Annotated in this window: 22 protein-coding genes and 12 pseudogenes; 14 read left to right on the plus strand and 20 right to left on the minus strand. The window is 73.0% G+C overall.

The genetic code is table 11. From position 1 onward, the window contains the following. Positions 1–134 precede the first annotated feature (134 nt). Positions 135–1,157: a helix-turn-helix domain-containing protein gene (locus FF86_RS14470; protein WP_173667274.1), complete on the minus strand. Its 1,023-nt coding sequence runs from the start codon at positions 1,155–1,157 to the stop codon at positions 135–137. 51 nt (positions 1,158–1,208) lie between these two features. Here FF86_RS14470 and FF86_RS66465 point away from each other — a divergent pair. Then, positions 1,209–1,407: pseudogene (locus FF86_RS66465) on the plus strand (cupin); the annotation flags it as partial. Between the two features lies 1 nt (position 1,408). Beyond that, a pseudogene (locus FF86_RS48645) lies at positions 1,409–1,742 on the plus strand (cupin domain-containing protein); the annotation flags it as partial. A 7-nt stretch (positions 1,743–1,749) separates the two neighbouring features. Here the strand turns inward: FF86_RS48645 and FF86_RS14480 are convergent. Together FF86_RS14480 and FF86_RS14485 are read right to left on the minus strand one after the other, a co-directional pair. Further along, entirely contained in the window at positions 1,750–2,547 is a 798-nt protein-coding gene (locus tag FF86_RS14480) for a response regulator transcription factor (protein WP_236705876.1), read from the minus strand. Then, positions 2,547–4,025, minus strand: a 1,479-nt coding sequence (locus FF86_RS14485; protein WP_242418767.1) for a sensor histidine kinase, incomplete at its 5' end; no start/stop codon positions are given. The genes FF86_RS14485 and FF86_RS14480, both read right to left, overlap by 1 nt. 446 nt (positions 4,026–4,471) lie before the next feature. On the opposite strand from FF86_RS14485, the gene FF86_RS48650 reads away from it, so the two are divergent. Continuing rightward, a partial coding sequence (locus FF86_RS48650) for a methyltransferase (RefSeq protein ID WP_396229888.1) occupies positions 4,472–4,921 on the plus strand: 450 nt, incomplete at its 3' end. Between the two features lies 1 nt (position 4,922). Beyond that, positions 4,923–5,308: pseudogene (locus FF86_RS48655) on the plus strand (putative protein N(5)-glutamine methyltransferase); the annotation flags it as partial. A gap of 129 nt (positions 5,309–5,437) precedes the next feature. Here the strand turns inward: FF86_RS48655 and FF86_RS14500 are convergent. Next, positions 5,438–6,643 (minus strand): FAD-dependent monooxygenase, encoded by a 1,206-nt coding sequence (locus FF86_RS14500; RefSeq protein ID WP_242418769.1) that lies wholly within the window; start codon positions 6,641–6,643, stop codon positions 5,438–5,440. Between the two features lie 146 nt (positions 6,644–6,789). On the opposite strand from FF86_RS14500, the gene FF86_RS14505 reads away from it, so the two are divergent. Further along, entirely contained in the window at positions 6,790–7,578 is a 789-nt protein-coding gene (locus FF86_RS14505) for a TetR/AcrR family transcriptional regulator (RefSeq protein ID WP_044885972.1), read from the plus strand. Positions 7,579–7,633: 55 nt separating this feature from the next. Here FF86_RS14505 and FF86_RS48660 read toward each other — a convergent pair whose 3' ends face one another. The 5 genes and pseudogenes from FF86_RS48660 to FF86_RS14515 all read right to left on the minus strand — a co-directional run bounded on the left by FF86_RS48660 (position 7,634) and on the right by FF86_RS14515 (position 9,065). Beyond that, the gene (locus FF86_RS48660) at positions 7,634–8,152 is read right to left on the minus strand and encodes a tyrosinase family protein (RefSeq protein WP_242418786.1); all 519 of its coding nucleotides are present in this window, start codon (positions 8,150–8,152) and stop codon (positions 7,634–7,636) included. A 20-nt stretch (positions 8,153–8,172) separates the two neighbouring features. Further along, positions 8,173–8,384: pseudogene (locus FF86_RS48665) on the minus strand (tyrosinase family protein); the annotation flags it as partial. Position 8,385: 1 nt separating this feature from the next. Then, a pseudogene (locus tag FF86_RS48670) lies at positions 8,386–8,433 on the minus strand (hypothetical protein); the annotation flags it as partial. Position 8,434: 1 nt separating this feature from the next. After that, positions 8,435–8,644, minus strand: a pseudogene (locus tag FF86_RS62415) (tyrosinase family protein); the annotation flags it as partial. A gap of 1 nt (position 8,645) precedes the next feature. Beyond that, complete coding sequence (locus FF86_RS14515; protein WP_044885974.1) at positions 8,646–9,065, minus strand: hypothetical protein; 420 nt, start codon at positions 9,063–9,065, stop codon at positions 8,646–8,648. A 354-nt stretch (positions 9,066–9,419) separates the two neighbouring features. Between FF86_RS14515 and FF86_RS14520 the strand changes: the two genes are divergently transcribed. Then, a complete protein-coding gene (locus FF86_RS14520) occupies positions 9,420–9,803 on the plus strand; it encodes a DUF427 domain-containing protein (RefSeq protein ID WP_044885975.1) in 384 nt (127 codons plus the stop codon). Beyond that, on the plus strand, positions 9,800–10,597 hold the full coding sequence (locus tag FF86_RS14525; RefSeq protein ID WP_044885976.1) for a 2-phosphosulfolactate phosphatase: 798 nt from the start codon (positions 9,800–9,802) through the stop codon (positions 10,595–10,597). Before FF86_RS14520 ends, FF86_RS14525 begins: the two co-directional genes overlap by 4 nt. On the opposite strand, the gene pip is transcribed toward FF86_RS14525, so the two are convergent. Next, the coding region (gene pip / locus FF86_RS14530; protein ID WP_242418770.1) for a prolyl aminopeptidase at positions 10,567–11,439 on the minus strand (873 nt) is incomplete at its 5' end. The genes FF86_RS14525 and pip overlap by 31 nt on opposite strands. Position 11,440: 1 nt before the next feature. After that, positions 11,441–11,568, minus strand: a pseudogene (locus FF86_RS48675) (prolyl aminopeptidase); the annotation flags it as partial. A 25-nt stretch (positions 11,569–11,593) separates the two neighbouring features. On the opposite strand from FF86_RS48675, the gene FF86_RS14535 reads away from it, so the two are divergent. Next, complete coding sequence (locus FF86_RS14535; RefSeq protein WP_236705879.1) at positions 11,594–11,884, plus strand: YafY family protein; 291 nt, start codon at positions 11,594–11,596, stop codon at positions 11,882–11,884. Between the two features lie 34 nt (positions 11,885–11,918). On the opposite strand, the gene FF86_RS14540 is transcribed toward FF86_RS14535, so the two are convergent. Then, positions 11,919–12,677 (minus strand): SDR family NAD(P)-dependent oxidoreductase, encoded by a 759-nt coding sequence (locus FF86_RS14540; RefSeq protein ID WP_044885979.1) that lies wholly within the window; start codon positions 12,675–12,677, stop codon positions 11,919–11,921. 196 nt (positions 12,678–12,873) lie between these two features. Between FF86_RS14540 and FF86_RS14545 the strand changes: the two genes are divergently transcribed. After that, complete coding sequence (locus FF86_RS14545) at positions 12,874–13,731, plus strand: helix-turn-helix transcriptional regulator (RefSeq protein WP_044886028.1); 858 nt, start codon at positions 12,874–12,876, stop codon at positions 13,729–13,731. 96 nt (positions 13,732–13,827) lie between these two features. Here the strand turns inward: FF86_RS14545 and FF86_RS14550 are convergent, their stop codons facing one another. The 6 genes and pseudogenes from FF86_RS14550 to FF86_RS14565 form a co-directional block, all read right to left on the minus strand. After that, on the minus strand, positions 13,828–15,093 hold the full coding sequence (locus FF86_RS14550) for a VWA domain-containing protein (protein ID WP_044885980.1): 1,266 nt from the start codon (positions 15,091–15,093) through the stop codon (positions 13,828–13,830). Positions 15,094–15,189: 96 nt separating this feature from the next. Beyond that, a pseudogene (locus FF86_RS48680) lies at positions 15,190–15,888 on the minus strand (DUF5682 family protein); the annotation flags it as partial. A gap of 1 nt (position 15,889) precedes the next feature. Beyond that, positions 15,890–16,809: pseudogene (locus FF86_RS48685) on the minus strand (DUF5682 family protein); the annotation flags it as partial. Between the two features lies 1 nt (position 16,810). Then, positions 16,811–17,689, minus strand: a pseudogene (locus FF86_RS48690) (DUF5682 family protein); the annotation flags it as partial. Further along, on the minus strand, positions 17,689–18,849 hold the full coding sequence (locus tag FF86_RS14560; RefSeq protein WP_220386714.1) for an AAA family ATPase: 1,161 nt from the start codon (positions 18,847–18,849) through the stop codon (positions 17,689–17,691). The gene FF86_RS14560 and the pseudogene FF86_RS48690, both read right to left, overlap by 1 nt. Positions 18,850–18,851: 2 nt before the next feature. Further along, positions 18,852–21,911 (minus strand): SWIM zinc finger family protein, encoded by a 3,060-nt coding sequence (locus tag FF86_RS14565; RefSeq protein ID WP_313954339.1) that lies wholly within the window; start codon positions 21,909–21,911, stop codon positions 18,852–18,854. 496 nt (positions 21,912–22,407) lie between these two features. Here FF86_RS14565 and FF86_RS14570 point away from each other — a divergent pair, with 496 nt between their 5' ends. From FF86_RS14570 to FF86_RS48705, 5 genes and pseudogenes are all read left to right on the plus strand, one after another. Further along, positions 22,408–23,832 (plus strand): ferric reductase-like transmembrane domain-containing protein, encoded by a 1,425-nt coding sequence (locus tag FF86_RS14570; protein ID WP_236705882.1) that lies wholly within the window; start codon positions 22,408–22,410, stop codon positions 23,830–23,832. Further along, positions 23,829–24,458: an FMN-binding protein gene (locus FF86_RS34765; protein ID WP_173667275.1), complete on the plus strand. Its 630-nt coding sequence runs from the start codon at positions 23,829–23,831 to the stop codon at positions 24,456–24,458. The genes FF86_RS14570 and FF86_RS34765 overlap by 4 nt, the downstream gene beginning before the upstream one ends. 58 nt (positions 24,459–24,516) lie before the next feature. Continuing rightward, on the plus strand, positions 24,517–24,873 hold a 357-nt coding region (locus FF86_RS48695; protein ID WP_242418771.1), incomplete at its 3' end, for an FAD:protein FMN transferase. A gap of 9 nt (positions 24,874–24,882) precedes the next feature. Further along, a pseudogene (locus tag FF86_RS48700) lies at positions 24,883–24,995 on the plus strand (FAD:protein FMN transferase); the annotation flags it as partial. A gap of 1 nt (position 24,996) precedes the next feature. Next, a pseudogene (locus FF86_RS48705) lies at positions 24,997–25,323 on the plus strand (FAD:protein FMN transferase); the annotation flags it as partial. Between the two features lie 246 nt (positions 25,324–25,569). On the opposite strand, the gene FF86_RS14585 reads toward FF86_RS48705, so the two are convergent. Beyond that, positions 25,570–25,986 carry a type II toxin-antitoxin system VapC family toxin gene (locus FF86_RS14585; protein ID WP_044885984.1) on the minus strand — a complete coding sequence of 139 codons (417 nt, stop codon included), beginning with the start codon at positions 25,984–25,986 and terminating at the stop codon, positions 25,570–25,572. Next, a complete protein-coding gene (locus tag FF86_RS14590) occupies positions 25,986–26,282 on the minus strand; it encodes a type II toxin-antitoxin system Phd/YefM family antitoxin (RefSeq protein WP_052681171.1) in 297 nt (98 codons plus the stop codon). The genes FF86_RS14585 and FF86_RS14590 overlap by 1 nt, the downstream gene beginning before the upstream one ends. Positions 26,283–26,338 lie beyond the last annotated feature (56 nt).

Genomic DNA, 26,338 nt, shown 5'->3' on the forward strand with positions numbered 1-26,338 from the left:
GCCCCGCGGACCGTCCCCGCGCCGCCTCGCGGACCGTCCCCGCGCCGCCTCGCGGACCGTCCCCTCCTCGTCACACGACCGTTCCCGAGCCGGCTTCCTGACCTGCTCGGCCCCTTCCTGTCCGCTCCCTCCGCTCAGCCGCTGTTCGCCGGATTGGCCAGTCCTGGCGCCGGCCGGGCCGGCCCGAACCGACGCAGGTAGGCGGTCGGCGTGAGGCCCGTGCGTCGGCGCAGCGCTACCCGCAGACTCGTGGCGGTCCCGAGGCCACTGGCCCGGGCCACGAGATCGAGGCGATGTTCTCCGCGTTCGAGCAGCCGGCAGGCCAAGGCGACCCGTTCGGCGGTCAGCCACGCCAGTGGAGTGACGCCGAGCTCGGCGCGGAACCGACGGTGCAGCGTGGCCGGGCTGACCGCGGCCTGGCTGGCCAGGTCGGCGATCGCCACAGGTCGGTCGAGCCGCTGGCGGGCCCAGTCCAGCAGCGGCGCGAGGGAGGTGTCGGGCACGATCGGTACGGGCCGTTCGATGAACTGCCGCTGCCCGCCGTCGCGGTGCGCTGCGTAGACCAGCCGTCGGCTGACCATATTCGCAACCTCGGCTCCATGATCACGGCGGATGAGGTGCAGCCCGAGGTCGAGGGCGGCGGCGCTGCCCGCGGCCGTGCACACGTCGCCGTCGTCGACGAACAGCACATCAGGTTCGAGCCGTACCTCGGGGTAACGGCGGGTGAACAGGTCGGCCCACCGCCAGTGGGTCGTGGCCCGGCGATCATCGAGCACCCCTGCGGCGGCGAGGGTGAACGTCCCCGTGCAGAAGCTGACCAGGCGGGCCCCGCGGTCGCCGGCCGCCCGGATCGCGGCCAGCACCGACGGTGGCGGGGCGACGAGCGGATCCGGGCGGTTCGGCACGATGACCGTGTCGGCTGCGGACACCGCGTCGAGCCCGGCGACGCCGGACAGGGTGAACAGTCCGCCATGCATGCGGATCTGCGGGGTAGGCGCGCAGAGCGTGCAGTCGTACCAGGGCCGGTCGAGCTCGGGGCGGCGCAGCCCGAACAACTCGGTGGCGACACCGAGCTCGAAGGGATTCGACCCGTCATCCACGATCACCGCGATCCGATGCGTTGGCGCGCGATCCGGTTGCGAGGATCCATGCGACATGTGCGATTCCTAGCGCTCGTCTATCTCTTTGTCGGGCGGGAGCATTCACGCATGACCGCCGAGCCAGTCTCCGGGCCCGACCGCCGCTCCGCACCCGCCGCCACCTCCGCACCCGCCGCCACCCCCGCGTCCGCCGGCTCCGCGCACGCTGTCCCTGAAGCAGCGGCTGCCGAGCCTCCGCGAGGTGCCTGGGCGAATCCGGTTGATCTCAAGGCCGCTTTCGACAGCTTCGAGGCGCTGTGGAGTCCCCNCATCGTCGCCCGGGTGAACGATTACGACATCCGCATCGCCAAGGTCGCCGGCGAGCATGTCTGGCACACGCACTCCGATACTGACGAGCTTTTCCTCGTGCTCGCGGGCACTCTGCACGTCGCCGTGCGCGACGAGCCTGGTAAAGGGGAGCGAGTCATCATCCTGAACCGGGGGGAGATCTTCGTCGTCCCGCGCGGTGTGGAGCACCGTCCCGCATCTCCGGCCGGCGCGTCGATTCTCCTGGTCGAACCGAGAGGCACCCTGTCCGTGGGGGACCGCCATGACCTGTTGCCCGACCACGTCGAGGCGACTACGGGGCATGCCCTCGCCTGAATCGTTCTCACGAGCGGTCCGATCCCGGCGCGAGCGGACCGGCGCCGGGGAATACCACGCCGGACTCGTACGCGGCGACGACGAGCTGCGCCCGATCGCGCGCCCCAAGCTTGGTCAGTAAGCGGCTGACATGCGTCTTGACGGTTGTGACGCCGACGAACAGCCGCCTGGCGATCTCGGAGTTCGACAGTCCCGCTGCAACCTGGATGAGCACCTCGCGCTCCCGCTCCGTCAGCCGGGTCAGCTCTTCGCCCCGGGCTGCGGGCCGCTGCGGCCGCTGGGCGAACTCGACGATGAGCCGCCGGGTGACGCTCGGGGTCAGCAGCGCGTCGCCGGCGGCCACGATCCTGATCGCGGCCAGGAGGTCCTCCGGGCGCGTGTCCTTGAGGACGAATCCGCTGGCGCCGCCACGCAGGGCCGCGAAGACATGTTCATCCTGATCGAAGGTCGTCACCACGAGGACGCGTGTCGCGGCAGTGCCAGGGTCCGCAGCAATGATCCGCATCGCCTCCAGGCCATCCATAATCGGCATACGGATGTCCATGAGAACGACGTCCGGGCGCAGGTGCCTGGCCAACCGCACCGCCTGGGCGCCGGTCCCGGCCTCCGCGATCACCGTGAGATCGGGAGCGGACTCGACCAGCGCCCGGAAACCGGCGCGCACCAGAGCCTCGTCGTCGGCGATGAGGACCCGGACGCGACCGTCGCCCGCCGACAACGGGCGGGATCCATAGTCGGAATCAGCGCGGTTACGGAGCCCATCATGGCTCTCCGCCGGTGTGGAGCCATCGGCTGTCACCATCATCAGCCTGTGTCCTGCCCGACGGGGCGTGGCCGGACAGGCACTGGCGGGAGCTCACAAGACCGATCCGCGATCATGGTGGCGGGTGAGACGGGAAACCGGGCCACGACCGCGAATCCCCCTCGTTCCTGGGGGCCCGCACTGAGCGTGCCGGCGAAGAGTTCCGCTCGCTCGTACATCCCGACCAGGCCCAGCCCGGGTCCTGATCCTCTGCCCGGCTCGGGTCGCCGCGAGGTTGGGCCAGGCGGCTCATCAGCCGGGTCGTGGCGCGCCTGATCGCTCCGGCGATCTGCCGGCGTCTCGTCGCTGTGATGATGCTCTGGGCCGCCCGGTGGGGGATGGCCGTCATCAACGATGCTCACGACCAGTTCCCGCGGCCCGTCGTGCACACTGACCTGGGCCTCGGCGGCGTTGGCATGCCGGACCACGTTCGTCAGTGCTTCTTGGACGATGCGGTACACCGAGGTCTCCAGGACCGGTAGATAGCAGCGCTCGGTGCCTGTGCGCCGGTATGACGTGCGGAACCCAGGTCGCTGCAGCCCGGCGACCAGATGGCCCAGGTCTGCGAGCTTCGGTTCGGTGACCCTGGCTGGCTCGTCAGCGCTGGCCTGTTCGCCAGCTCGCGCTGACTCGGTGCGCTCGGGGCGCCCGCCCGACGGGACCGCCTCATGCGCCCGGCCCGAGACCCCGGCAGGCTCCGCCTGCGGTCGCGTTGTCAGCGTCGCGTCCGATCGAACCGATGGCTCCCGGATCTCCTGGCGGGTACTGCGTAGGACGCGGCGCACCTCGTCGAGAGCCGAGCGGCTCGTCGTCTCGATCACGCTCAGTGCCTCGCGCGCCTCGCGTGGGTCCTCGAGCAGCCGGGCGACTCCGGAGCGGACCGCGATCAGGCTCAGAGTGTGCGACACGACATCGTGGACGTCTCGAGCGACGCGAAGCCGCTCTTCGGCGCGGATCCGGCGCTCCCGCTCCGTGGCCTCTCGGCGTGCCTCCAGCGCCAGCCGGGACCGGTAGCGGCGGCGGGTGCGGAAGGCATCGCCGACCAGCCAGGCCGCTGCGGCGATGAGTGCCTGGACCAGATCCTGTTCCTGATCGGGGTACAGCCGCATGGCGACGGCGGCGGAGACCGCAATCGCTGCGACCGCCGCGGTGGTCGCGGCCAGTGACATCCGTCTGGGGTGGTGATCGGCGACGGTGAGGACGGCAACGCCGAGCGCTGGCCCGGCGTTGCTGACCAACGGCGTGAAGCGGACCCCTGCGAACGCGGCCGTGCAGAGAACCGCGGTGACGCCGGCGAGCACCGGAAGCGGCCAGCGTCGGGCCGCGATCAGCGGCGCGGCGGCGAGTGCTCCGAACAGAAGGATGTGCGCGGTTGAGCCGTAGGCGTCAGCCCCAGGCGCGACCGTCGGAGTCAATGCGGCCGGCACACTGAACAGGGCGAAGGAAGCGAGGACAACCGCGACGTCGACGGCGCCTGGGCCNGCATTTCGGCCGGCCGTCCGCCGCCACCCGGCGGCGCTCTGGCGGCTTGCTGTTCTCGCCGCCTTGGCCGTGNCGCTGCTCTACCTGTGTTGGCGGGCTGGGGTGCAGGTGCTGGCCGGACTGGACCCGAACTTCACGGTGAATGCGTGGGGCGGCCCCAGCTACGCGGGGGCGATGGCCTGCCACTACCTCGATCTCGCCGTCATCGGTGCGGTCGTCGCGGGGCTGCTCGATCGAGCCCTGCTGCCGGTTCCAGGAGGCCGCGCGTAGCCCCTGGTAGGGCGGACTGGTTCTGGTACTGTGGGCGCAGTCATAGATGATCTTTTTGAGGAGGTGGGACCCATGTCCGCGGTATCAGGGTGGGCGTACTCCTCCCGCGATCACATGTGGTTCGACCGGGCCTGGTGATCGGGAGGGCGCCCTTTGGTGTCCCGAAAGGCTTCCCGTGTCGTCAATTCCCTTGCCCCTTCCGCCGTCTCCATCGTTGCCCCATGTCGTTCGTCGGCTGCGTGCCGCAGGTTGCGTCTTCGCCGAGGACGAAGCCCGACTGCTTGTGGGCGCCGCCCGGACTGCCGCTGAGCTCGCCGCGATGGTCGACTGCCGGGTCGCCGGCAAGCCCTTGGAACACATCCTCGGCTGGGTGCAGTTCTGCGGACTGAAGATCGCGGTCGAGGCCGGCGTGTTCGTGCCCCGGCGCCGCACCGAGTTCCTCGTCCGGCAGGCCCTCGACCAGGCCGGTGGCCGGCCCGGCGAGGTCGTGGTCGACCTGTGCTGTGGATCCGGTGCAGTGGCGGCAGCGTTGCTCGCAGCTCTACCTGACGCTGAGGTGCACGCCGCCGACATCGAGCCCGCCGCAGTGCGCTGCGCTCGGCGCAACGTCGTCGCCGGCGGAGGTNTGGTGCACGAGGGTGACCTGTTCGCCGCGCTCCCCAGGTCATTGCGGGGACGCGTGGACCTCCTGGTGGTCAACGCGCCGTATGTCCCGACCGACGCGATCGGCCTGATGCCGCCCGAGGCGCGGGAGCACGAGCCCCGGCTGTCTCTCGACGGTGGAAAGGACGGTCTCGACGTGCTGCGTCGGGTTGTCGCCGTCGCGCCGTCCTGGCTCGCCCCAGGCGGCAGCTTGTTGCTCGAGACCAGCGCACAGCAGGCGCCGTCGCTCGTCGACGCGGTCGCCCGCGCCGGGCTGATCGGCCGGATCGCCATATCCGACGAGTTGGTAGCCACCGTGATCATCGCTGTCTCTCTGGCCGGAGACGCGGCGACGTCGGACCGTGGGTGAGGCTGTTCACCCCCGAGGATGAAGCGCCCCTGGTGGAGAGACCGGCGGTAGTCGTCCTCCGACGCACGTTCGGGCGGGCTTTCCCCGCTTGTACCAAGCGCTGTGATCGTGGCGCGGGGTCGGGAGTGGTCAGCCCGGTGAGGTGGCGCCGGCGGGGCGGGCGGGGGCGTGGTGGGGCGGGCGGGGGCCGCGACCGGCGGTGGTCAGGCGGCTGCCGAGCCAACCGGCAGCGGCGGCGGCCGGCCACAGACGAGTGGCTGCGTTGCGGGCGCGGATGCCGGTCCAGGTGGTGGGGATGAGCAGGTGAGCCGCCTGATCGACGCCGCGCTGGCGTGGCTCGACGAGACGGCGGTGGCGTGCCTCGTAGCGGCGCAGGGCCGAGCGGTGATCGTCGGGGGTTGCGGCCAGTTCCTCGGCGAGTGCGAATGCCCCGGCCATCGCCAGGGAGGAGCCGTCGCCGAACAGAGACACGCAGGAGGCCGCGTCGCCGACGAGCGTGATCCGACCCGTCGACCAGGCGGGTACGTCCACCCGGCTCACCGCGTCGAAGTAGAGGTCCTCGCTGGCCTGCGCCCGCGCCAGCAACTCCGCCGTCCGCCATGATCCGGCTGCGTAGGCGCCGGCAAGCAGGGTGCGGTGCTGGTCGATGTCACGATGGTTGAAGTCCGCCAGATCCGGGCGGCGGAAGGCGAAAAACGCGATCGGCCCGGAGGCCGAGGGGTGTAGGGCGACGGCCCGGCCCGGGGTGTTGTGCATGACCACCTCACGCCGGTGCTCGATCGGCCCGTTGAACGGCACCGTGGCGATGTAGAGGCCCAAATGACGGACGAAGTTCGCGTCTGGCCCGAAGGCGAGCCGGCGCACTGCCGAATGGAGGCCGTCGGCGCCGATGACCAGGTCGAATCGGCGGGAGCGACCGTGGTCGAAGGTCACGTCGACGCCGTGTTCGTCCTGCGCCAGACCGGCGATCGAGTCGCCGAACACGAACTCCGCGTGCTCCGCACTCGCCGCCTGCAGGATCGTTGCGAGCGCGCCGCGAGGAAGCTCGACGTCGCCGCCGCCGGTCGCGCGCGCGAGCGCGCGCAGGTTGACACGGCCGACGCTGCGGCCGGCCGCGTCCACGAACCGCATCCCCGTCACGTTGGTGGCGGCGGCCCGCAGCCGGGCGAGCACCCCCATCCGCTCTGCCACCCGGAGGGCCGGGCCGCGCACGTCCACCGGGCTGCCGCTGGTCCGCTGCCACAGCCCGCGCTCGACTACCGTCGGCCGGAAGCCGTGCCATGACAGCCAGTACGCGAGCGTCGTACCGGCGATGCCGGCGCCGGAGACGAGCACCNTCCGGTTGCCCATACGTCCTCCGCGGGTGGGGTCGAGGCCGATCGAACCGTCAGCGTATGACCAGATTTCAAATCTGGTCAAAAGTTGAATGCGCGGTGTGATGAACGTTGACCAGCTCTCGAAAGCGGTCATACGGTCGTCGCGTGAGCCCGACAGCCGGCCGGTCCCGGGACCCGTCGCGCGGGCGGGAGCGCGCCACGCGCATCCTCGACGCCGCCGAGGATCTGCTGCTGCGTCACGGAGCGCGGCGGGTGACCGTCGAGGACGTCGCGGTCGGCGCCAACATCGGCAAGGGCACGGTCTACCTGCACTGGGAGACGCGGGAGAAGCTGTTCGCCGCCGTCTTCGACCGGGCGGTGGCCCGAGCGATGTCCGAGCTGCTCGTCGCGATGCGCACCCGGCCGAGTACCTGCCTGCCGCACCAGTTCGCCCACGACTACTTCCTCGCCGTCATGCACCGTCCGCTGCTGCGCGGGCTGCTGCTGGCCGACCCGGAGCTGCTCGGCCGGCTGGCCCGCCAGCACGACCCCGCCTGGGACGAACGCCACCACCTGGTGTCCGAACGGTACTTCCGGCTGCTCGCCGAGTACGGCGTGCTCCGTGCCGAACTCGGGGCCGACGAGGTCGCCTATGCGTTCCAGGCGACGTTCGAGGGTTTCGTGCGGGCCGAGGGCGAGCTGGTCGGTGGCGAGAGCGCGTCGCCGCGGGCCGCCGCCCAGCCCGCGGTCGCCACCCTCGAACGGCGGGCGGACCTGCTCGCCCGGACCGTCGAGCTCGCGTTCGAGAACAGCCGCCCGGTCACGGCCGACGAACTGCGTTCGCTCGCCGCCGACGTCGTGGACCTGTTCACCGACCTCGTCGACCGCCGCGGGTTCGCCGACCTCGTCGACCTCGTCGACCGCGCCGAGCTCGGCGCCCCCGCCGCGTCCTGACCGTCCAAGCCGGGCGTCCCCTTTCCCCGCCGGACGTCCGGCGGGGAAAGGAAGGTCAGGGCAGGGTGTCGTAGCTGTAGAAGGCCGAGATGTCGAGGACGCCGCCCGGGGTGTCCGGCTTGCTGGCCGGGGCGAACGGGGAGACGAGCGGGTCGTCGATCCGGTGGCCGAGCAGGGTCGGCGGGGCCGTCATGTCCGGCTGGTACTGGCGGCCGTTGCGGCTCATCCAGCCCTCCCAGAGCCGGTCGACGTTGCAGTGGTGGACGAAGAACACCGGGTCGTTCGGGGACGATGCCGGGGCCATGTCCCCGCCGACCCACAGGTGGACCTGGTTGTGCAGGCCGGGGCCGGTGAAGCCCTCCAGCCGGTTACGGAAGCCGCGAGACGAGACGTCGAAGGGCGGCCGGTCGTAGTCGGCGAGGCTCGGGTCGGCACGCGTGTTGTAGGCCGCGCGGACGTCGCTGGTGCGAGGCAGCCGCGGCGAGCCGAACGGCGCGTTCTGGCCGAACCTGCGGGCGAGGCCGCGCTCGGTGACCTGGCGCAGCGCGCCGCTGGAGTTGGTCGCGATCCGCACCCGGAAACTCGTCGGGTCGNCACGGTCGAAGGCGAACGCGCCGCCGCGCACGGGGCTGCCCTGGCCGCCGAACCCGTCCGGGGTGTCCCGCCACAGCGCCGAGGCGGCCGGGTTCGCCACCCCGTCCGGCGCGGGCGGGGTGCCGTCGAGCGCCCAGTCCCAGTAGGGCAGGCCGAAGTCCGGGTCACCGAGAACCCGTTGCAGGTGTGCCTCCAGCCATCGGAGCATCACCNGGTGCCAGGGCAGGAAGACCGGCCCGCGGTGCGCGGCGTTGCGGGTTCNGGCGTCACCGCCCGGTGGCACCGCGGTGTTCATCGCGAGGACGTGCCAGATGACGAACAGGTCGTAGGTGTACACGGGGCGGGCGCGCCCGGAGATGCCGAACCGGTCCGTGGTCAGCGTCGTGGGCTCGTGCTTGAGCAGCTTGACGCCGCGGATGTAGTCGGCTCGCGCCTTGTCGTCGTGGAGGATGTCCCGGCGGACCGCGGCCATCTCACCGCCCTCCCGAGGTCTCGTCGCCGTGGATGCGGCCGTCGCCGTCGCCGTGATCGTGGCTGTGCTGGCCGTCGTGGCCGTCGCCGTCGTGGCCGTCTCCGGGCGTCGGGTGCGGGGAGAACTCGTCGGGGAAGGTGCGGATGAGCACCCGCACCAGGTCCACCAGCGAGGGGAGCTGGTAGGCGGGCAGGCCGTGGCAGTGCGCCGAGCCGTCGTTCGACAGCCCGATGTGCACATTCAACGGCTGCCCGTCGACGGTGATCTCGTAGGTGGTCGTGATGACGACGTGATGGCCGTCGAAGTCGTCCTCGCGCACGCTGCGCGCCGGACCGGCGTGATCATGATCGGGTTGCGGGAGTCCGGCCAGGTAGGTCGCGAGGAAGGCCGGTTGGGTGGGGTCGGCGATGTCCGGTTGCATGAAGGTTCCCCCGAGGTCTGATGGCTGCCGCGATGTGAGGTGCGACGATGTGGCCGCAGCATCTACCGGCAGTGAGGGATTCGCAACCAACTGTCGCCTAGGCGTCGCCCTCCGACGCGGGAAATGGGCGGGAGAAGGGATGACAGCGGCAGTCAGGCGGGTTGCCGCATCGTGGCGGCTGTGCATCGTGATGGCTGTGCCGAAGCAGGGTTGACGGTTTCGGCGATGCGGCGGAGCCTTTGTCTGCGCCGAGTTTCGCCCTTGCCGGGCGGGCCGCCCTCGTCGGCTGCTTGCCGCCGGGGTGTCCGCATCCGCGGGTCCGCCTGCGGGCCCGGCTGGTCTGGAGGAAGCCTGATGTCGCGAACGGTCCTGCTGCCGAACGCAGACCATCCGATCACCGTCGAGCCGACCCGCGGCCGGGTGGTCGTCCGGATCGGCGGGCGGGTGGTCGCGGACTCGCACGACTCCCGCACCCTGCGCGAGGCCAGCTACCCGCCGGTGCAGTACATCCCGATCGCCGACGTCGACCAGAGCGTGCTGCGCCGCAGCGAGACCACCAGCTACTGCCCGTACAAGGGCGACGCGAGCTACTACAGCGTCGAGACCTCGGACGGCACGACGCTCGGCGATGTCATCTGGACCTACGAGAACCCCTACCCGGCCGTCGTCGACATCGCCGGCCGGGTCGCCTTCTACGCCGACCGCGCGGAGATCACCGTTCCCGACGCCGCTGCGTGAACCCGGCGGCGCAGCACCCCTTCCGGCTCCGTTTCGGCTGGGGCCGGGAGGATCTCGACGTCCTCGCCGCCCCCGGCGGCATTGTCGTGATCGTCGATGTGCTGCGGTTCTCGACGGCGGTCTCGGTCGCGGTCGGTCGGGGCGCGCGGGTCTGGCCGTGCCGGTGGCGCGATGAGGACGCGGCGCGGCGGGCCGCCGAGCTGGGCGCGGTTCTCGCCGTGCCGGGCCGCGATGATCCCGCCGCCCACTGGTCGCTGTCGCCGGCGGACCTGGCGGCTATCCCCGCCGGCACCCGGCTGCTCCTGCCCTCCCCCAACGGCTCGGCCCTGTCCGCGGCTGCCGCGCTCGGTCCCGCGACGCCTGTCGCCGGCTGCCCGCGCAACGCGGCCGCGGTCGGCCGCCTGGCGGCCGACCGGCTGGCCGACGGCGGGACCGTGGCCGTCATCGCGGCCGGCGAGCGCTGGCCCGATCCGTCCGGGGCGTCGCACGCCGGCCCCCTCCGCCCGGCGGTCGAGGATCTGCTCGGCGCCGGCGCGGTCCTCGCCCGGATCCTCGAGGCGGGGTCCCTGGAACGTGCGGCGGTCGCCCCGGAGGCGCGCGCCGCCATCGCCGCGTTCCGCGCCGCCGAGGCCGATCTGGCCGGCGAGCTGCGCTGCTCGGCGTCCGGCCGGGAGCTGCTCGCGTTGGGCTGGGACGACGACGTGGCCTGCGCGGCCGACCTCGACGCCGACGCCGCCGTTCCCGTCCTCGACGCCGACGGCGCCTACACCGGCGCGCTCGAGTTGTCCTCCTGACCTCGGGCGAACCGGTCGAGTGCGTTGCGCAGCCGGCGGCCCAGGGCGTCGCTGCCGGTGTGGCCGGAGTCGGTGATCGGGACGAGTTCGGCGTCCGGCCAGGCGCGGGCCAGCTCCCAGGCGACGAGGAACGGGCCGCCCAGGTCGTGGCGGCCGTGGATCAGCACACCCGGGATGCCGGCGAGCCGACCGGCGTCGCGGAGCAGCACGCCTTCGTCCAGCCAGGCCCCGTGCGCGAAGTAGTGCGAGCAGATCCGCGCCAGCGCGAGCCGCGCCCGCTGCGGGCGGCCGCCGTACGCGCCCGGCTGCCCGTTCGACTCCAGTGAGATGACCGCGTCCTCCCAGGCGCACCACTCGTCGGCGGCCCGCCGACGCACCGCCGGGTCGGGGTCCGCGAGCAGACGTGCGTAGCCGGCGACGATGCCGTCGCCGTCGCCGTCGCCGTCGCCGTCGGCGGGCGGCAGCCCGTTTCGGAACCGTTCCCACTCCTCGGGGAAGTACCGGGCCACGCCTCGGTAGAGCCAGTCGATGTCGCGGCGGCGGGTCATCGTCACGGCCGCGAGGACGATCTCCGACACCCGGTGCGGGTGGCGCTCGGCGTAGGCCAGGGCGAGCGTCGAACCCCAGGAGGCGCCGTACAGCAGCCACCGGTCGATCCCGAGGTGCTCGCGGAGCAGCTCCATGTCGGCCAGCAGATGGTGGGTGGTGTTGTGCCGCAGGTCGGTGTCATGGTCGGCGGCATGCGGGGTGCTGCGACCGCAGCCGCGCTGATCGAACAGGACGACCCGGTAGCGCTCCGGGTCGAACCAGCGGCGCGCCCCCGGCGAGCAGCCCGAGCCCGGNCCGCCGTGGACGACGAGCGCCGGCCTGCCGGCCGGGTTGCCGCAGACCTCCCAGTAGACGAGGTTGCCGTCGCCGACGTCGAGCATCCCGGCGTCGTACGGCTCGATCGGCGGATACTGCGGTCCCATCAGCCGATCCTGACCTACTGGTCACGTGGAGCGTGCCCTGACCAGGCGGGAGGTGCTGCCGCTGGGCTACCAGGACGCCGGCGGGCGGACATCGGAACGGGAGGCGGAGCCGGCCGGCCTGCTCACCGCCGGCGGCCGCTGGTACCTGGTGGCCTGGTGCCGCCTGCGGCGCGCCCCCCGCGGTTTCCGGCTCGACCGGATCCGCGGCGCCGCTCCGACCGGGCAGGCGGCCCCCCGGCGGGAGCTCGCCGACCTGCTCGGCTCGGCCGCCACGGGCGCGGTCACCCCCGACGCCCTGGACAGCCTCGCCCCCTGATCCAGCGGCGGACCGGCAGTGGGCCAGCGGTGCGCTAGAGGTTCTGGCCGCCGGACAGTTCGATGCGGGTGCCGTTGGCCCAACCGAAGCCGTCGGCGAGGATCAGTGGCACGGCCGCGCCGATGTCCTCGGCCTCGCCCACGCGGCCCAGCGGAATGGCGCTCGCGACCGCCTCGTTGAGCCGGGCGTTGTCCCGGAGCCGGCCGCCGCCGAAGTCGGTGGCGATCGCCCCGGGCACGAGCACGTTGACTCGGATGCCCCGCTCGCCGAGCTCCTTGGCCTGGTACCTGGTCAGGACCTCGATCGCGCCCTTCGCGGCGGCGTAGGCGGAGGTGCCCGGATGGGTGAAGCGGGCCAGGCCGGAGGACACGTTGAGGATGCGTCCGCCGTCGGCCAGCAGCGGCAGCAGCGTCTGCGTCAGGAAGAACGGCGCCTTCACGTGAATCCGGAACAACTCGTCGAACTGCTCCTCGGTCGTCTCCGTGAACGGCGCGTAGAGGCCGATTCCGGCGTTGTTGACGAGGTAGTCGATGCGCTCGGCGCCGAGGCCGGCGAGCGTCGTGCGGACGTCGGCCGCGAACCGGGCGAAGCCGGCGCTGTCGCCCACGTCGAGCTGCAGCGCCGCCGCGGGCACCCCCTGCTCCTCGAGCTCCGCCACGAGCCGATCGGCCTCGTCCTTGCGGCTGTTGTAGGTGCCGATGACGCCTACCCCGGCGCGGGCGAGGTGCGTGGCCATGCTGCGCCCGAGGCCGCGGCTCGCGCCGGTGATCAGAGCGATTCTGTTGTCGGACATGATTCCTCCCGTGACACGCCAGTGGTGCTCGCATTTCACCCTGACACCTCCGCCGGCTGTCAGCGGCGTCTCGGTCATCCCCGGATCGCGAGTCCGGGGATAGTCCGGCCGCCCGCGGTCNTGATGGAGATGTCTGATGGGCCGTGGGCGCACGGCCGCGTGGAAGCCGGTCGAATGGAACCGCGGAGGGATCGCCGTGCAGCGCCAGGAGCTGGGTGTCTTCCTTCGTCACCGGCGGGAGCTGCTGCGGCCGTCGGATGTCGGGCTGGTCGCCGGCGGTCGGCGACGGGCGCCCGGGCTTCGCCGCGACGAGGTCGCCGTGCTCGCAGACATGTCGACGGACTACTACGAGCGGATCGAGCAGGGCCGCGGGCCGCGGCCGTCACCGTCGATGCTCGGTGCGATCGCGCGGGCGCTGCGCCTCACGCTGGACGAGCGCGACCACATCTACCTGCTGGCCGGCCACGAAGCCCCGCCGCGGCACTGCTCGCTCGGCTACGCCGACGCCGGCCTGATGTGCGTGCTGGACGCACTCGCGCCCACCGTGCCGGCGCTCATCTCGGATGACCTCGCCAACGTCGTGGCGCAGAACCCGCTGAACGTCGCGCTGCTCGGCCCGATCGCCCGCGCGCCGGGCCGGGGACGCAACTTCCTGTGGCGCTGGTTCACCGACGGTGAGCTGCGCGCACGATACCTGGCCGACCAGCACGACACCCTCGGCCGCGAGCACGTCGCCGACCTGCGCGTGACGCTGGGCCGGCGGCACGAGGACGAAGCAGTCCGTTCCCTCGTCGCCGAGCTCTCGGCGGCCAGCGCGGAGTTCCGCGAGGTGTGGGCCCGTCAGGAGGTGGCGGTGCGGCGGACCACCCGTAAGGTGCTGATCCATCCCGAGGTCGGCCGGCTCGAGCTGGAGTGCGACGCGGTGGTCAGCCCGCCGTCGGGCCAGCGGCTGGTCCTGTTCCGCCCGCAGCCCGGCTCGGGGGCGGGTGAACGCCTGGAGATGCTCGCCGTCCTTGGCACCCAGACCTTCCTCGAACCCAGCCGTTCGCACTGACCTCCGGCCCCGCCCGCCGGGACGCAACGGCTCGCCGGTGCTCCGGGCCGCAGATGTCGCCCCGCAGCCGACGCGAGTCCCTCAGCGTCCTCGCCGTCAGGCCGGAACGAGGCCGTGCAGCGCCGCCCACCGGCCGACCTCCTCCCGGCGCAGCGCCGTGGCCAGCAGCTCGGGGAATCTGTCCGGGGTGCAGGCGAAGGCCGGCGCGCCGAGCTGCGCGCAGGTTGCCGCGAGTTGGTGGTCGTAGGCGGGGGCGCCGTCGTCGGACAGCGCCAGCAGCACGATGACGGCCACCCCGGAATCGACGAGCCCACGCAGCCGGGCGATCAACGACGACTGGTCGCCGCCCTCGATGAGATCGCTGATCAGGATGAGGACGGTGTCGGTGGGCCGGCGCACGAGACTCGCGCCGTAGCCGACCGCGCGGTCGATGTCGGTGCCGCCGCCGAGCTGGACCCCGAAGAGCACGTCGACGGGGTCGTCGAGGGAGTCGGTCAGGTCCACCACCGACGTGTCGAAGACGACCAGCCGGGTGCGCAGGGACCTGATACTGGCCAACGACGCGCCGAGCACCCCGGCGTAGACGACCGACGAGGCCATCGACCCGCTCTGGTCGATGAGCAGGATGACGTCGCGCAGCGCCGCCACGCGCCGGGCCCGCTGGTAGCCGATCAACCGGTCGACGATGACGGTGCGCTGCTCGGGCTGGTAGTTGCGCAGATTGGCGAGGATCGTCCGGTTCCAGTCGACGTCGGGCAGCCGCGGGGTGCGGGCGCGTTCGCCGCGGTTCAGCGCGCCGGACACCGCCGAGCGCAGCGACTGCGCCAACCGCCGCTCGATGTCCTCGACGACCGTGCGCACCACCATCCGCGCGGTCTCCCGGGTGCGCTCGGGCAGCGCCGAACGCAACGACAGCAGCGTGCCCACCAGGTGCACATCCGGTTCGGCCGCCGCCAGCAGCTCGGGCTCCATCAGCAGCCGAGCGAGCCCCAGCCGTTGGACGGCGTCGTGCTGGAGCACCTGCACCACCGACGACGGGAAGTAGTCGCGGATGTCGCCGAGCCAGCGGGTCACCGTCGGCGCCGATCCGCCGAGCCCCGCCGAGCGCCGCCGCCCACGACCGCCACCGGCCTTGCCGCCGTCGCCGTCGCCGTCGGCGTCGGCGTCGGCGTCGTAGAGCGCGCCCAGGGCGGCGTCGATGTCCATGTCCCGCGTCGACAGCGTCCGCGCCGGGTCGAACGCGGGCGCCGCCGGGGCGCCCAGGACCAGCCGCCACCGCCGCAGCCGTTCCTCCTCCGCCGTCTCGCCGGCGGACCGCGCCGGCCCCGGACCGTCGACGGCTGTGGTCGTGTGGTCAGGCATCGGAGAATTCCTCCTCCGCGCGGGCAGGCGCGGTGTGGGCAGGCCCTGTGGCGTCAGGCCCTGTGCGGTCAGATCGGGTGCGGTCAGATCGGGTGNGGGCCGGTGTGGTGCGGGCCGGTGTGGTGTCGGCCGGCGTGAGGCCGGCGGCAGGTGCCGTGCCGGCAGGACCGAGCAAGGCGGTGAGGGCGGGCAACACGGCCGCGACCCGGTCGAGGTCCCAGGCCGGGCCGTCACCGGCAGGGACCGCGCCGGCCGGCGGGATGGCCCGGGCCGGGTTCCCCGCCCGACTGCCTCCCGGGCGCGCGGCGTCCGCCTGGTCTGTCGCGGCGCCGCCCGGCGGGCCGGCGGTCGGCCGGGGCAGACCGGAGCGGACCCGTTCGCCGATCAGGCGACGGTCCGGACCGGTGAAGTCGGCGAACGTGCGGCGCAGGGGCGCCAGCACGACCGTGAAGGCGTCCCCGTCGAGGTCGGCCAACCAGGTGTCGACGAGCGACAGCATCGCGGGGTCGCGGGCCAGCACCGCGCCGGACCGGCCGAGGAAGCCCGCGAGCCAGCGCGCGGCGTCTGCGGGGGCGCCGCCGGCCGTGGACAGCGCCCGCGCCAGCCTGGTCGCCACCTCCGCGGCCGCAAGTCCGCCGGCGTCGGACAGGATGCGGGTACACCGCCCGGCGACCAGTGGGTTACCGCCGGCCGTGGCGGCGGCGACGCCCACCGCCGTGTGCCACCGGGCGATGTGTTCGGGGTCGGCGACGAGCCCGAAGGCGGTGTCCGCGGTGTCGATGGCGGCGACCATGGNGTCCGCGGCGTCGTCGTCGAGGCTTGCGCAGGCCGGCGGCAACCCCGCGCAGATGCGGATCATCAGGCTCGTCGTCAGCCCGACGACCAGGCCGGTGTCGGTGCCGCGCACGTCGCCGTAACGGTGGACCCGTGCCAGCGGCGCCAGCGCCAGCATCAGGTGGGCGACGTCGCCGGTCGTGGCCGCGCGCTGTTCCAGCCCCGCGCGCACCGCCTCGAGCGCGGCGGGCAGGTCCGCGAGGACCACCTGCTCGAACAGCCGGGTGATGGCGGCGAGGTCGGGCGCGTCCCGGGTGCGTCCGGCGACGACGTCGCCCGCGGCGTCCTCGACGGTCGCGCCGTGCCTGGCGGCCGCGACGAGCGCCAGCGCGAACGTCGGCTTCCAGCAGAGTGTCCAACCCTCGGCGAACGTGCCGGTGCTGCTGGTCGCGGTGGGGGTACCCCAGTCGACGTCGAGCAGGCGCAGCCGGTGCAGCAGGGCGCTGCGCTCCCGGTCGAGCTCGCGGCGCAGGTCCAGGCGCAGCGGCTTCTCCACCGTGGTGGGCGCGAGCCGCAGTCTTTTCTGCGCGCGGGCGACGTCGGCGGCCAGCGGCACGGTGGGCACGTCGGGGCCGACGGCGCCGACGATGTCACCGACGACGAGCTGTTCGCGGACGACGGCCAGCGGCACCGGGTCACCGGCGCAGAGTCCGGCCAGCACCGCGTCGGTCAGCTCGGTAAGCCCTGGGACGGCTCGCTCGCGCACCGCGGCGAGGGCCTCGGCCAGCCGCACGGTCTCCACCACCGAGGCCGTCGAGGCGGGCAGGTCGGCGGCGCGCAGGAGCGCCGCGACGCGGGCGACCCACCGGGCGCCGACCTGATCGGGCGCGGTCCACAGGTGGTGGTACCAGCCCGGTGACGTGACGCCGGCGCCGTAGCCGGNCTCGGCGCTCAGCAGCGCGTGCGTCCACGGCACCCACGTCGTGGCGGTGCGCACCGGCCGGACGCCGCGCAGCAGCTCACGGTCTGCCGCGACGGTGATCCGGCCCGTCCGGCCGGTCAGCGCCGGGACGTGCCACGCACCGCAGAGCACGGCGACCCGCGCGGCGGCGTCGGCGCCGGTGCTGGCCGCGCGGATCTCCAGGCGCATGTGCGCCTCCCGTAGTTCCTCGCGTCGAGCGTGCGCCCCCCGAGGCGCGTCCGAACCGGACTGGTGTTCGGGATCGCGCAGCGCCGCCATGGACTCGGCCACGGCGGCGAACAGCTCCAGCGCCGGGGAACGGCCGCCCGCGCCGGCCGCCGACGTGCTCGCCGGTCGGCGGTGCTCGACGAGGTCCTCCCAGAACCGTTCCGGGTCGTCGTGGCCGGCGGCGAACGCCAACCAGCCGAGCGGGTCGGCCGCCAGCTCCGGGACCGCCGCGTCGCCTGCTTCCGCCGCGTCGCCTGCTTCCGCCGCGTCGACTGATCCCGCCGCGTCATCGCAGGGGCCGGTCTCGGCGTCGCGCCGGCGCAGCGCCAGGTCGTGACCGAAGGGCAGGTCGATGAACCGGGTGGGCACGCCCGCCGCACGGCCGTGCAGCAGGGCCTGCCACTCGGGGGAGAACTCGGCGAAGGGCCAGAAGGCGGCGTCCCGCGGCTCGTCGACGGCGTAGGCGGTCAGCGCCACGGGTGGGGTGAGTGCGCCGACGTGGATGAGCGCGCTGTCCCCCTCGGGCGGTCCCTCGACGAGGATGAGGTCCGGATCGAGCTCGGCGAGCGCTGCCCGCACCGCCCGCGCCGAACCGGGGCCGTGGTGGCGTACTCCCAGAACGGTGACGGGCATCAGGCGCCGCCGAAGACGCTCGTGTCGTCGTCCAGGTCACGGCAGGCCCGGTACAGGTCCGACCAGCCCTTCCGGTCCCGGACCACACCTTCGAGGTACTCGCGCCAGGCCACGGGGTCCGCCGAGGGATCCTTGATCACCGCGCCGATGAGCCCGGCGGCGACGTCCTCGGCCCGCAGCCGGCCGTCGCCGAAGTGGGTGGCCAGCGTCATTCCCCCGGTGATCACGCTGATCGCCTCGGCGGTGGACAGGGTGGCGGTCGGGATCTTCAGCGTGGTGCGCCCGTCGCTGGTGACGCCGGCGCGCAGCTCCCGGAAGATCTTCACGACGCGGCGCACCTCGCTCGCGGCCGGCGGTTCGTCCGGCAGCGCCAGCGCTCGGCCGAGGTCGGCGACCCGCTTGGTGACGATCTCCACCTCGGCGTCCTCGCTGGCGGGCAGCGGCAGCACGACGGTGTTGAACCGGCGGCGCAGCGCCGAGGACATCTCGTTGACGCCGCGGTCACGGTCGTTGGCGGTGGCGATCACGGCGAACCCGGCGACGGCCTGCACCTCGCTGGCCAGCTCGGGAACGGGCAGGGTCTTCTCCGACAGCACGGTGATGAGTGCGTCCTGTACCTCGGCGCCCATCCGGGTGAGCTCCTCGACCCGGGCGATCGATCCGCGGGTCATCGCACGCATCACCGGTGAGGGCACCAGCGCGTCGGGGGAGGGCCCCTCGGCGATCAGGCGGGCGTAGTTCCAGCCATAGCGGACGGCGTCCTCGGAGGTGCCGGCGGTGCCCTGCACGACGAGGGTCGAATCGCCGCTGACCGCCGCGGCGAGGTGTTCGGACAGCCAGGTCTTGGCGGTGCCGGGGCTGCCGAGCAGCAGCAGCGCCCGGTCGGTGGCGAGGGTGGCGACCGCGACCTCGACGAGGCGCCGGGAGCCGATGTACTTCGGGGAAATGACCGTCCCGTCGTCGAGCACGCCGCCGAGTAGGTAGGTGACGACCGCCCACGGCGACAGCCGCCAGGACGGCGGGCGCGTCCTGGTGTCGGCAGCGGCGAGCGCGGCGAGTTCGCCGGCGTACGCCTGCTCTGCGTGTGGACGCAGCAGCGGCGCGCCGCCCGCCGGGGGAACGGTGTCGGGCGCGGCGGGGCTGGTGGACGGGGGCGCCAGGGTCACGAGGGGCCTTCCTGGGGGAGAGGGACCGGGCCGGCCGGCCCGGTGCCGGCGGGGGGTGGGTTGGTCAGCGCGGCGCGCAGCCGCCGTCGGGCGCCGAGGATCGTGCTCAGCCGGGTGCGTCCGTCGAGATCCAGGTACTTCGGCCGATCCGGGTCGGGATCGCCGAGATCGGTGTCGGGATGCAGCGCCCAGGCCATGGGTCCGATGAGCTCACGCAGGCGGTAGTCGTCGGAGTAGCCCCTGGCGGACAGGGCGGTGAGCGCGGTCCACACCGCCCGGGAGAACGGCTCGGACCACGGGCCGGGCACCGCGGTCAACAGCGTCGTGATCCGCTCGACCGGCGTGTCCCGCCACCGCCCGTCCCGGTCTCGGGCGGCTGACCCGTCTGGGTGGTAGGAGTCGAGCCTCAGCTCGCGCAGCGTGTGCGTGAGGGCCTGCGTGCGGGCGGGCTCGGCCAGGCACGCGATGAGCTGCCCCTGACCCACCCGCCCGACGCGGGGGAGGAACGCCGCGACCCAGCCGGGATCGCCATGGCGCAGGACGGCGGGAAGCAGCCCGTCGCTCAGCAGCTCGCTCACTGGACGGGTCGTGCCCGGCAGGTCGGCCACGGCGTCGAGGAACTCCTCGGGGGTCAGCCCGGTGCGGCGCGTCCACACGGTCGGATCGACGCGGGCGAGTTCGGCCACGAACATGATCTCGCCGGCCGTCGCCGTGCTGAGGTGCGAGTGGGCCGGAACCGTGTCGCTGATGCCGTCGCGCCGCATCTCGTCGGTGCACTCTGCGGGCAGGACGATCTCAAGATGGTGGCGCCGGCTCAGGCCGTCGCGCCGTGCTGTGATCATTCCTTCGGTGCGCGCCTCGGCGCGTGCCTGCAAGCCGGCGCCGGGCAGCAGCAGAGCGATCTCGATCGCAGCCTGCCGGACGTCGGGGCGCCGGTCGTCCAGGGCGTGTTCGAGCAGGTCGACGTCCCAGGGACCGAGACCGACGCGCAGTGCCTCGCAGAAGGCGAGGCGTTGCGCGGCGCTGGCCGCGTCGAAGGCGGCGAAGGCGGGACCGTCCGCCGAGCCGCGCAACAGTGTGATTGCGGCGGCCGGGTCGCGTTGCCGCAGTTCCTGCAGCAGCGTGCGCCGTTCCAGGGCGCTCGCGGTCGGCCAGTCGGCCAGATCCGTGCCCGCTACCCACCGGCCGTCCGGGTGCAGGCCGGCCAGCCACCGCCCGCGCTCGCCGAGGACCTCGACGATCGGAGCCCGCACCTCGACATTCCGTCGGCCCAGCGAGAGCAGCTCCGCAATGAGCAGCTCCGGGACGCGCCATCCCGCTTCGGCCACCAGCTCCAGGTACTCGCGAGTCCCTTCCGGTTCGGAGCCGGCCAGCGCGCCCTCGACGATGCGCGCCGCCGGCGGCACCAGCGCCGCCGCCCGCTCGGGCGAGGCGGGGCTGGGGGCCGGCAACGCGCCGGCGTCGGCGGCGAGCAGGCCGGCGCGCCGCGCGCAGGCCGCGAGGGCCGCGGCGCGCAGCAGGGCAACGGCGCGCGAGGGCCCGTCCTCGGCGCCGCCGCCGCCCGCCGAGGCCCCGCCGTTCGCCCTGCCGGCCAGGATGTCGTCAAGATGCGGGACGGCAGGCACGGTGGCCCGCGTCGCCCCGACGACGGCCGCGTCGACCAGGCCGGACCATCCTGGCGTCGGTCGCGGGCAGGCGGCCGGCTGGGGGGGCTCGCTGTGAGGAACCGGCGGGCTGATCGGTGCGGGAAGCTCCGTGCCGGGCTGCGGCCGGGACGGAGCTGCCGCCAACGGCACCACATCGAACCCATCCCACTCCACGACCAGGTCGAGGGGGTGGCCGCCGCCGACGGCCAGCAGGTGCCAGCCCCACACGGCGGCCGTGTCGGCCGCCAGCGGCAGGGCCTGCCCGAGCCGGTCCCGCAGCAGCCAACCCGCACCGTCACCCGAGGAAGGGCCGTCCCGCCGACCTTTCCTCGCCGCGCCCGCTGGAGCCTCGCGCGCAGCGCCGATGGCGGGTGGCAGCACGGTGATCTGCCGGACGACGAACCCGACGGGATCAGCCCACGGATCCGCGGTCAGGGCCGGGGTGAGCGCAGCCAGCGCCTCCTGCCAGCTCCCCGCCGCGTCGCCGGAACCGGCGGCGGCCAACTCGGTGAGGGGCACCGGGCCGGCGCGCGTGGCGGCGAGCGCCAGTCTGGTCGGGTGACGCCCGGGGTACGGAGCGACGTCGGCGTCGATGCGGGTGAGGACGGGGAGACTCGGCGGTGGCGGCTGCTTGCCGGTGCCGTAGGTGACGAGCAGCGCGAGCCGCTCGGACCCGGGCACTCGCAGCCACTGCCGGCGCCCCTTCAGCTTTCCGGTGGCGAACAGGCGCTCGCCCAGGACGTCGATCGGCCCGGTGAGCCGCTCACCGCCGAGCACGTCCGCCGTGCTCCGGGGGAAACCGATCCGGTCGCGCACCACCTCGACGAGCGCCGGTGAGATCTCAGCCCGCCTCGACCAGCCCTGGCAGAGCAGGTACAGCCGGCCGAGCCGGTCGGTGAGCCGAGCGGGCCAGTCGGGACCGCCCACCGCGGCGATGCGCGCCATGTCGCGGACGACCTCGGCCAGCCCTGGCGCCTGCGCGTCGACCATCCGCGCCGCGGTCGCCTCCCACCAGGAGGCCGGCTGGACCTGGGCGGCGCCGAGCCCGCCGTGGGCGAGATCGACCAGCCAGCGGCTCAGCTCCGCGACTCCGGCGTCGACCCGGGCGTCGCGGCGGGCCTGCGCGCGCGCCGACGAGGCGGCTCGAGACACCCCCGCCTTCCCTGCGCCTCCAGCCTCGCCTGTTCCCGCAACCTGTTCTGGGGCCGCGTCAGGGGAGGCCGCTCGCGCGGCGCGGGCCGCCCGCCGCGCGAGCCATTGCGCCACCCAGTCCGGCGGGTCGTCACCGGTCGTGAGCGCAGCCGGCGTGTCGCAGGCGAGGAACAGCAGGCCGAGAGCGTGTTTGCAGGGGAACTTGCGACTCGGGCAGGTGCAGGAGGAGGCGAACTCGGCCCCGGCCAGCACCACCACCCGGTACGGCGTGGCCCCACTTCCGCGGCACNCCCCCCACAGCGTCTCGCCGGTCATGCCCAGGTCCGACCAGCTTCCTGGGGTGCCGAGCCGTTCACCCGACCGGCCGGAAGCATGATCGGGTGCCAGCGCGTGGATGGTTCCGCGGGTCAGGGCCGAGACGGCTGTCAGCGACATGCCATGGAGTGTGGCCCCAGCCTCCGACAGTTTCCTTTGGCACGGACTCGCGGACGAGGGGCCTCGATCGGCCCGGGGCGCTGGCCGGCGGCGGTGACCTGCATCCTTCGGGGACTACGGCACATGGTTCAACCGGAGGCGGGTTCGAATTCTCACACTGCACCCGAGCCACTCCACCTGGTGGGACGTCACCTGGTGGGACGTCGAGGGGCGGCGGGTGGGGACCGCAGAGGATTCTCCAGTTGGTCCACAGGTGTTTTTCAGGTTCAACATCGACCGAGGTCAGCCACTTTTCAGCCTTTTCGCCCAACGTTGCCACATGACGTGGATGCCTCCTCCGGCGCCCGAGCCGCGCGCTCGCCTCGGGCTGAAACCCAGGCGGCCGCGCGTCACGGCGTGGTCGCGCGATCTGCTGTCCGAGGATCGGCTCCCCGAGCTGGCGGTGCGCCTCGGGCTCACCGCGGTCGGCGTCGCCGTCATCGCCCTGTGGTGGGTGGACACGCCTTCGTCCCGGGTGCAGACGGCGGCGGCCACAATGACCGCGCTCGGCCGGGTGGCCGGCCTGCTGGCCGCCTATCTCGTGTTGGTGGAGCTGATGTTGATGGCCAGGGTGCCGGCGCTCGAGCGGGCGATCGGCTTCGACCGGCTCGCGTCCTGGCATCGAGGTCTGGGCACGAACATCGTGCTCCTCATCGGTGGGCACGTCCTGCTGACGGTGTGGGGCTACGGGCTGAGCGCGCACGAGCAGCCGCTGTCCGAACTCGTCACGGTGATCACGCGGTACCCGGACGAGTGGGAGGCGACCATCGGCGCACTGCTGTTCGTCGCCGTGGGGATCAGCAGCGCCCGGTCGTTGCGCGCCCGGATCTCGTATGAGGCGTGGTACGCGGTCCACCTGACGGTCTACGCGGCAGTCGCGCTCACCTTCTTCCATCAGATCGCCAGCGGCGAGGACTTCGTCGGCCATCCCCGGAACAGGCTGCTGTGGACGGCCCTCTACCTGGCCGTGGCGGCCTGCCTCGTGGTCTGGCGGATCGTCCTGCCGGTGCGGGCCGTCCTGCGACACCGGATGACCGTCGACCGGGTGGTGGTGGAGGCAGCCGGGGTCGTGTCCGTCTGGATTCGGGGGCGGCGGCTGGACCAGCTCGGCGCCCTTCCCGGGCAGTTCCTGCTGTGGCGGTTCCTCGCCCGCGGGCAGTGGGCGTCCGCCCACGCCTACTCGTTGTCGATGCCCCCGCATCCGGACCTGCTGCGGATCACCGTGAAGGATCTCGGCGACCAGTCCAGGGACCTCGCCCGGCTCCGGCCCGGAACCCGCGTGCTCGCGGAAGGGCCGTTCGGGCACTTCACCGCCGCCCACGCCCACGCCCGCAAGGCGCTGCTGATCGGCGGCGGCAGCGGCATCGGGCCCGTCCGGGCGGTGGCCGAGGACCTCGTCAACCGGGGCCGGGACGTCATCGTCCTGCAGCGGGCGAGCCGGCCGGACGATCTGCCGCTCGGCGGCGAGCTGTCGCTTCTCGCCGCGCACGGGCGCCTCGTGTTCCACCAGGTCGTCGGCAGCCGGCGGGAACTCGGCTACGACCCGCTCGCAGCCGGCGTCATCGCCGTCTCCGTACCGGACGTCGCGCAGCGTGACGTCTTTGTCTGTGGACCCCCCGGGATGACGGCGGTTGTCGCACGCGGGTTGCGTGATCTCGGCGTCCCGACGGGTCAGATCCACACGGAGGAGTACAGCCTGCGATGAACGACATCGGCAGTCGCCGCTACCGGGGTCCACTCGGCTTCGCCGCCCTGGCGAGCGCGGTCGTCCTCGTCGTCGGCGTCAAGACGATTTCCGGCGACGGGTCCGCACCGAGCTCCGCGCTGGCGTCCGCGCCGCCGGGCCGGGCCACGGCAGCCGACGCGGCCCCCTCGACCTCACCCGATGCCGCCCCGTCCGCCGCGTCCGACCCATCCGCCGCGCCCGACCCATCCGTCTCGTCCAGCTCCGGTGGTGTGTCTGGTTCCGGTGGTGCATCCGGTTCCGGGGGGTCGTCCGGCTCCGACGGTTCGACAAGCCCATCGCCTGCGGCCGGCTCCGGCGGCTCCAGCGCCCGACAGACCGTGCGAGGGGATGCGATCGACACCAGGTTCGGGCCGGTACAGGTCGACGTCGTCCTGGCCGGCAGCACGATCGTCGACGTGGTGCCGGTGGTGGTGCCGGATCAGGATCCACGTGACCGCCAGATCAACGAGTACGCCGTGCCGCTCCTGCGGCAGGAGGTCCTCGATGCGCAGAGCGCGAAGATCGATTCTGTCTCCGGCGCGTCGTTCACCAGCTACGGGTATGCGTGGTCCGTCCAGTCGGTACTGGACAAGCTCGGTGCCTAGCCCGACGAGCGCGCCGAGGCCAGCCGGCCGGACCGGCCGGGTTCACCCCGAGCCGGTGATGGGCACGGTCGTCAGCATCGACGTGCGAACCCCGTTGCCGCCGTCGGCTCTCGACGCGGCGATCGAGACGGCCGTCGCCGTCCTGCATCAGGCGGACGAGGACTTCAGTACGTTCCGGCGGGAGTCCTGGGTGTCGCGGCTGCGGCGGGGCGAGGTCGACCTCGTCGACTGCCCGCAGCACGTGCGCGAGGTGTATCGGCTGGCCGGGCGCTGCCGGGACGCCACCGGCGGCTGGTTCGACCCGGCCTGGCGGCAGGACGGCACTCTCGACCCCACCGGGCTGGTGAAAGGCTGGGCCGCCGATGCGGCCTCCGCCGCTCTGCTCGAGGCCGGCGCCCCGGACCACTGCGTCAACNCGGCCGGNGACCTGCGGATCCGCGGCGCGGCCGGATCGTCAGCCGAGGGATCGTCAGCTGAGGGATCGGGGTCCGGTAAGCCCTGGCGGATCGGCATCGTCGACCCGTTCGATCGGGGCGGNCTGGTCGCAATCGTCGAAGGCACCGATCTCGCCGTGGCCACGTCCGGTATCGCGGAGCGCGGCAGCCACGTCGTCGACCCGTCGACCGGCGCACCCGCGAGCGGTCTGGCCTCCGCGACGGTCGTCGGGCCCGACCTGACCTTGGCGGACGCCTACGCGACCGCGGCGCTCGCCGCCGGGTCGGAGGCGGGCGGCCTGCTCGCCGAGCTCACTCGGGCGGGTTGGGCGTGGCTTACCGTCACGACAACCGGCCGGATCCGCGCCTGCAAGGCCTTTCCCGGCCAACTGGCCGCCCTGAGACAGGAGCCGGGAACGCCGGCACTGTAGCGGGTGGATTCCCTCGGGACGGGCGTGCCCCGCTCGGTCCCGAGGCGTCCGATGTACGGCCTGGCCGCGGCCGACCCGGGCGGCGCGTCCGGGACACCTGGATGCGCTGGCCGAACAAGCGCTGAAGGGAGCGCTGCCTGCCACGATCAGTAGGCAGTACCGGCTTGCGGACGGTACCCAGGCATGTGTCGATCTCCTGCGCGAGCACACCCGCGGAAAGGTGGTCGTCCTCTGCGGCGACGGGATCTAAGTCCCCGAGCCGGGCGACGCCAGCGTCAGGCCGGACGCGCTCACGGCTTCGATGAACAGCTTGTCGTAGCTGAGCACGACGTCCAGGGAGTCTCTGAGCTCGAGTGCTGTCGCCAGGTGGATCGCGTCGAGGGTCCGCAACCGGGCTGGAGGTATGCGGGCCGCGTCGGCGAGCAGCGGTGGCGTGATCTGCATGAGATCCACATCGCTGGAAAGGAAGGACTCCGCCAGGTCGAGCATGGCTGGGTTCACCAGTCTGAGGAGCCGGGTCAGTTCGACTGCCAGCAGGGCCGAGGAGACGAGGCGCAGTGGCGGCTCCTGCTCGACGAGCCACTGACGAAGGTCACCTGACTCCTTCTCGGCGATGAACATCTTCGCCAGGGCGGAGGTGTCGAGATAGATCCGCGTCGGCATCAACCTTCGCCGCGCAGGTCGGCGAGCCATTCGTCGGTGGAACGACCGGTCGGATTGGCCGCCGGCTCCGGTAGATGCGCAAGGTTGAAAGGACCGGTGGCCTGGCGGATCAGGCCGGCGGCGACAAGCTGCTCGTAGCGGTCGTCCTCCGCCGGAACGATCCTCGCGACGATTCTGCCTCGGTCGGTCACCTCGACCGTCGCACCCGCGCGGACCAGCGCGAGGACCCTGGCGGTCCGCTGGGAGAGCTCGCGCATCCCCACCCGAGGCTGACCGTCGTCTGCCGACGCTGTCATGCGCTCCACGTTACTACATGAGCAGCGTTGTATCTCTGCGATCTCATGTCTGCCCG

This window comes from Frankia sp. CpI1-P (assembly GCF_001421075.1).
Classification (GTDB): Bacteria; Actinomycetota; Actinomycetes; order Frankiales; family Frankiaceae; genus Frankia; species Frankia torreyi.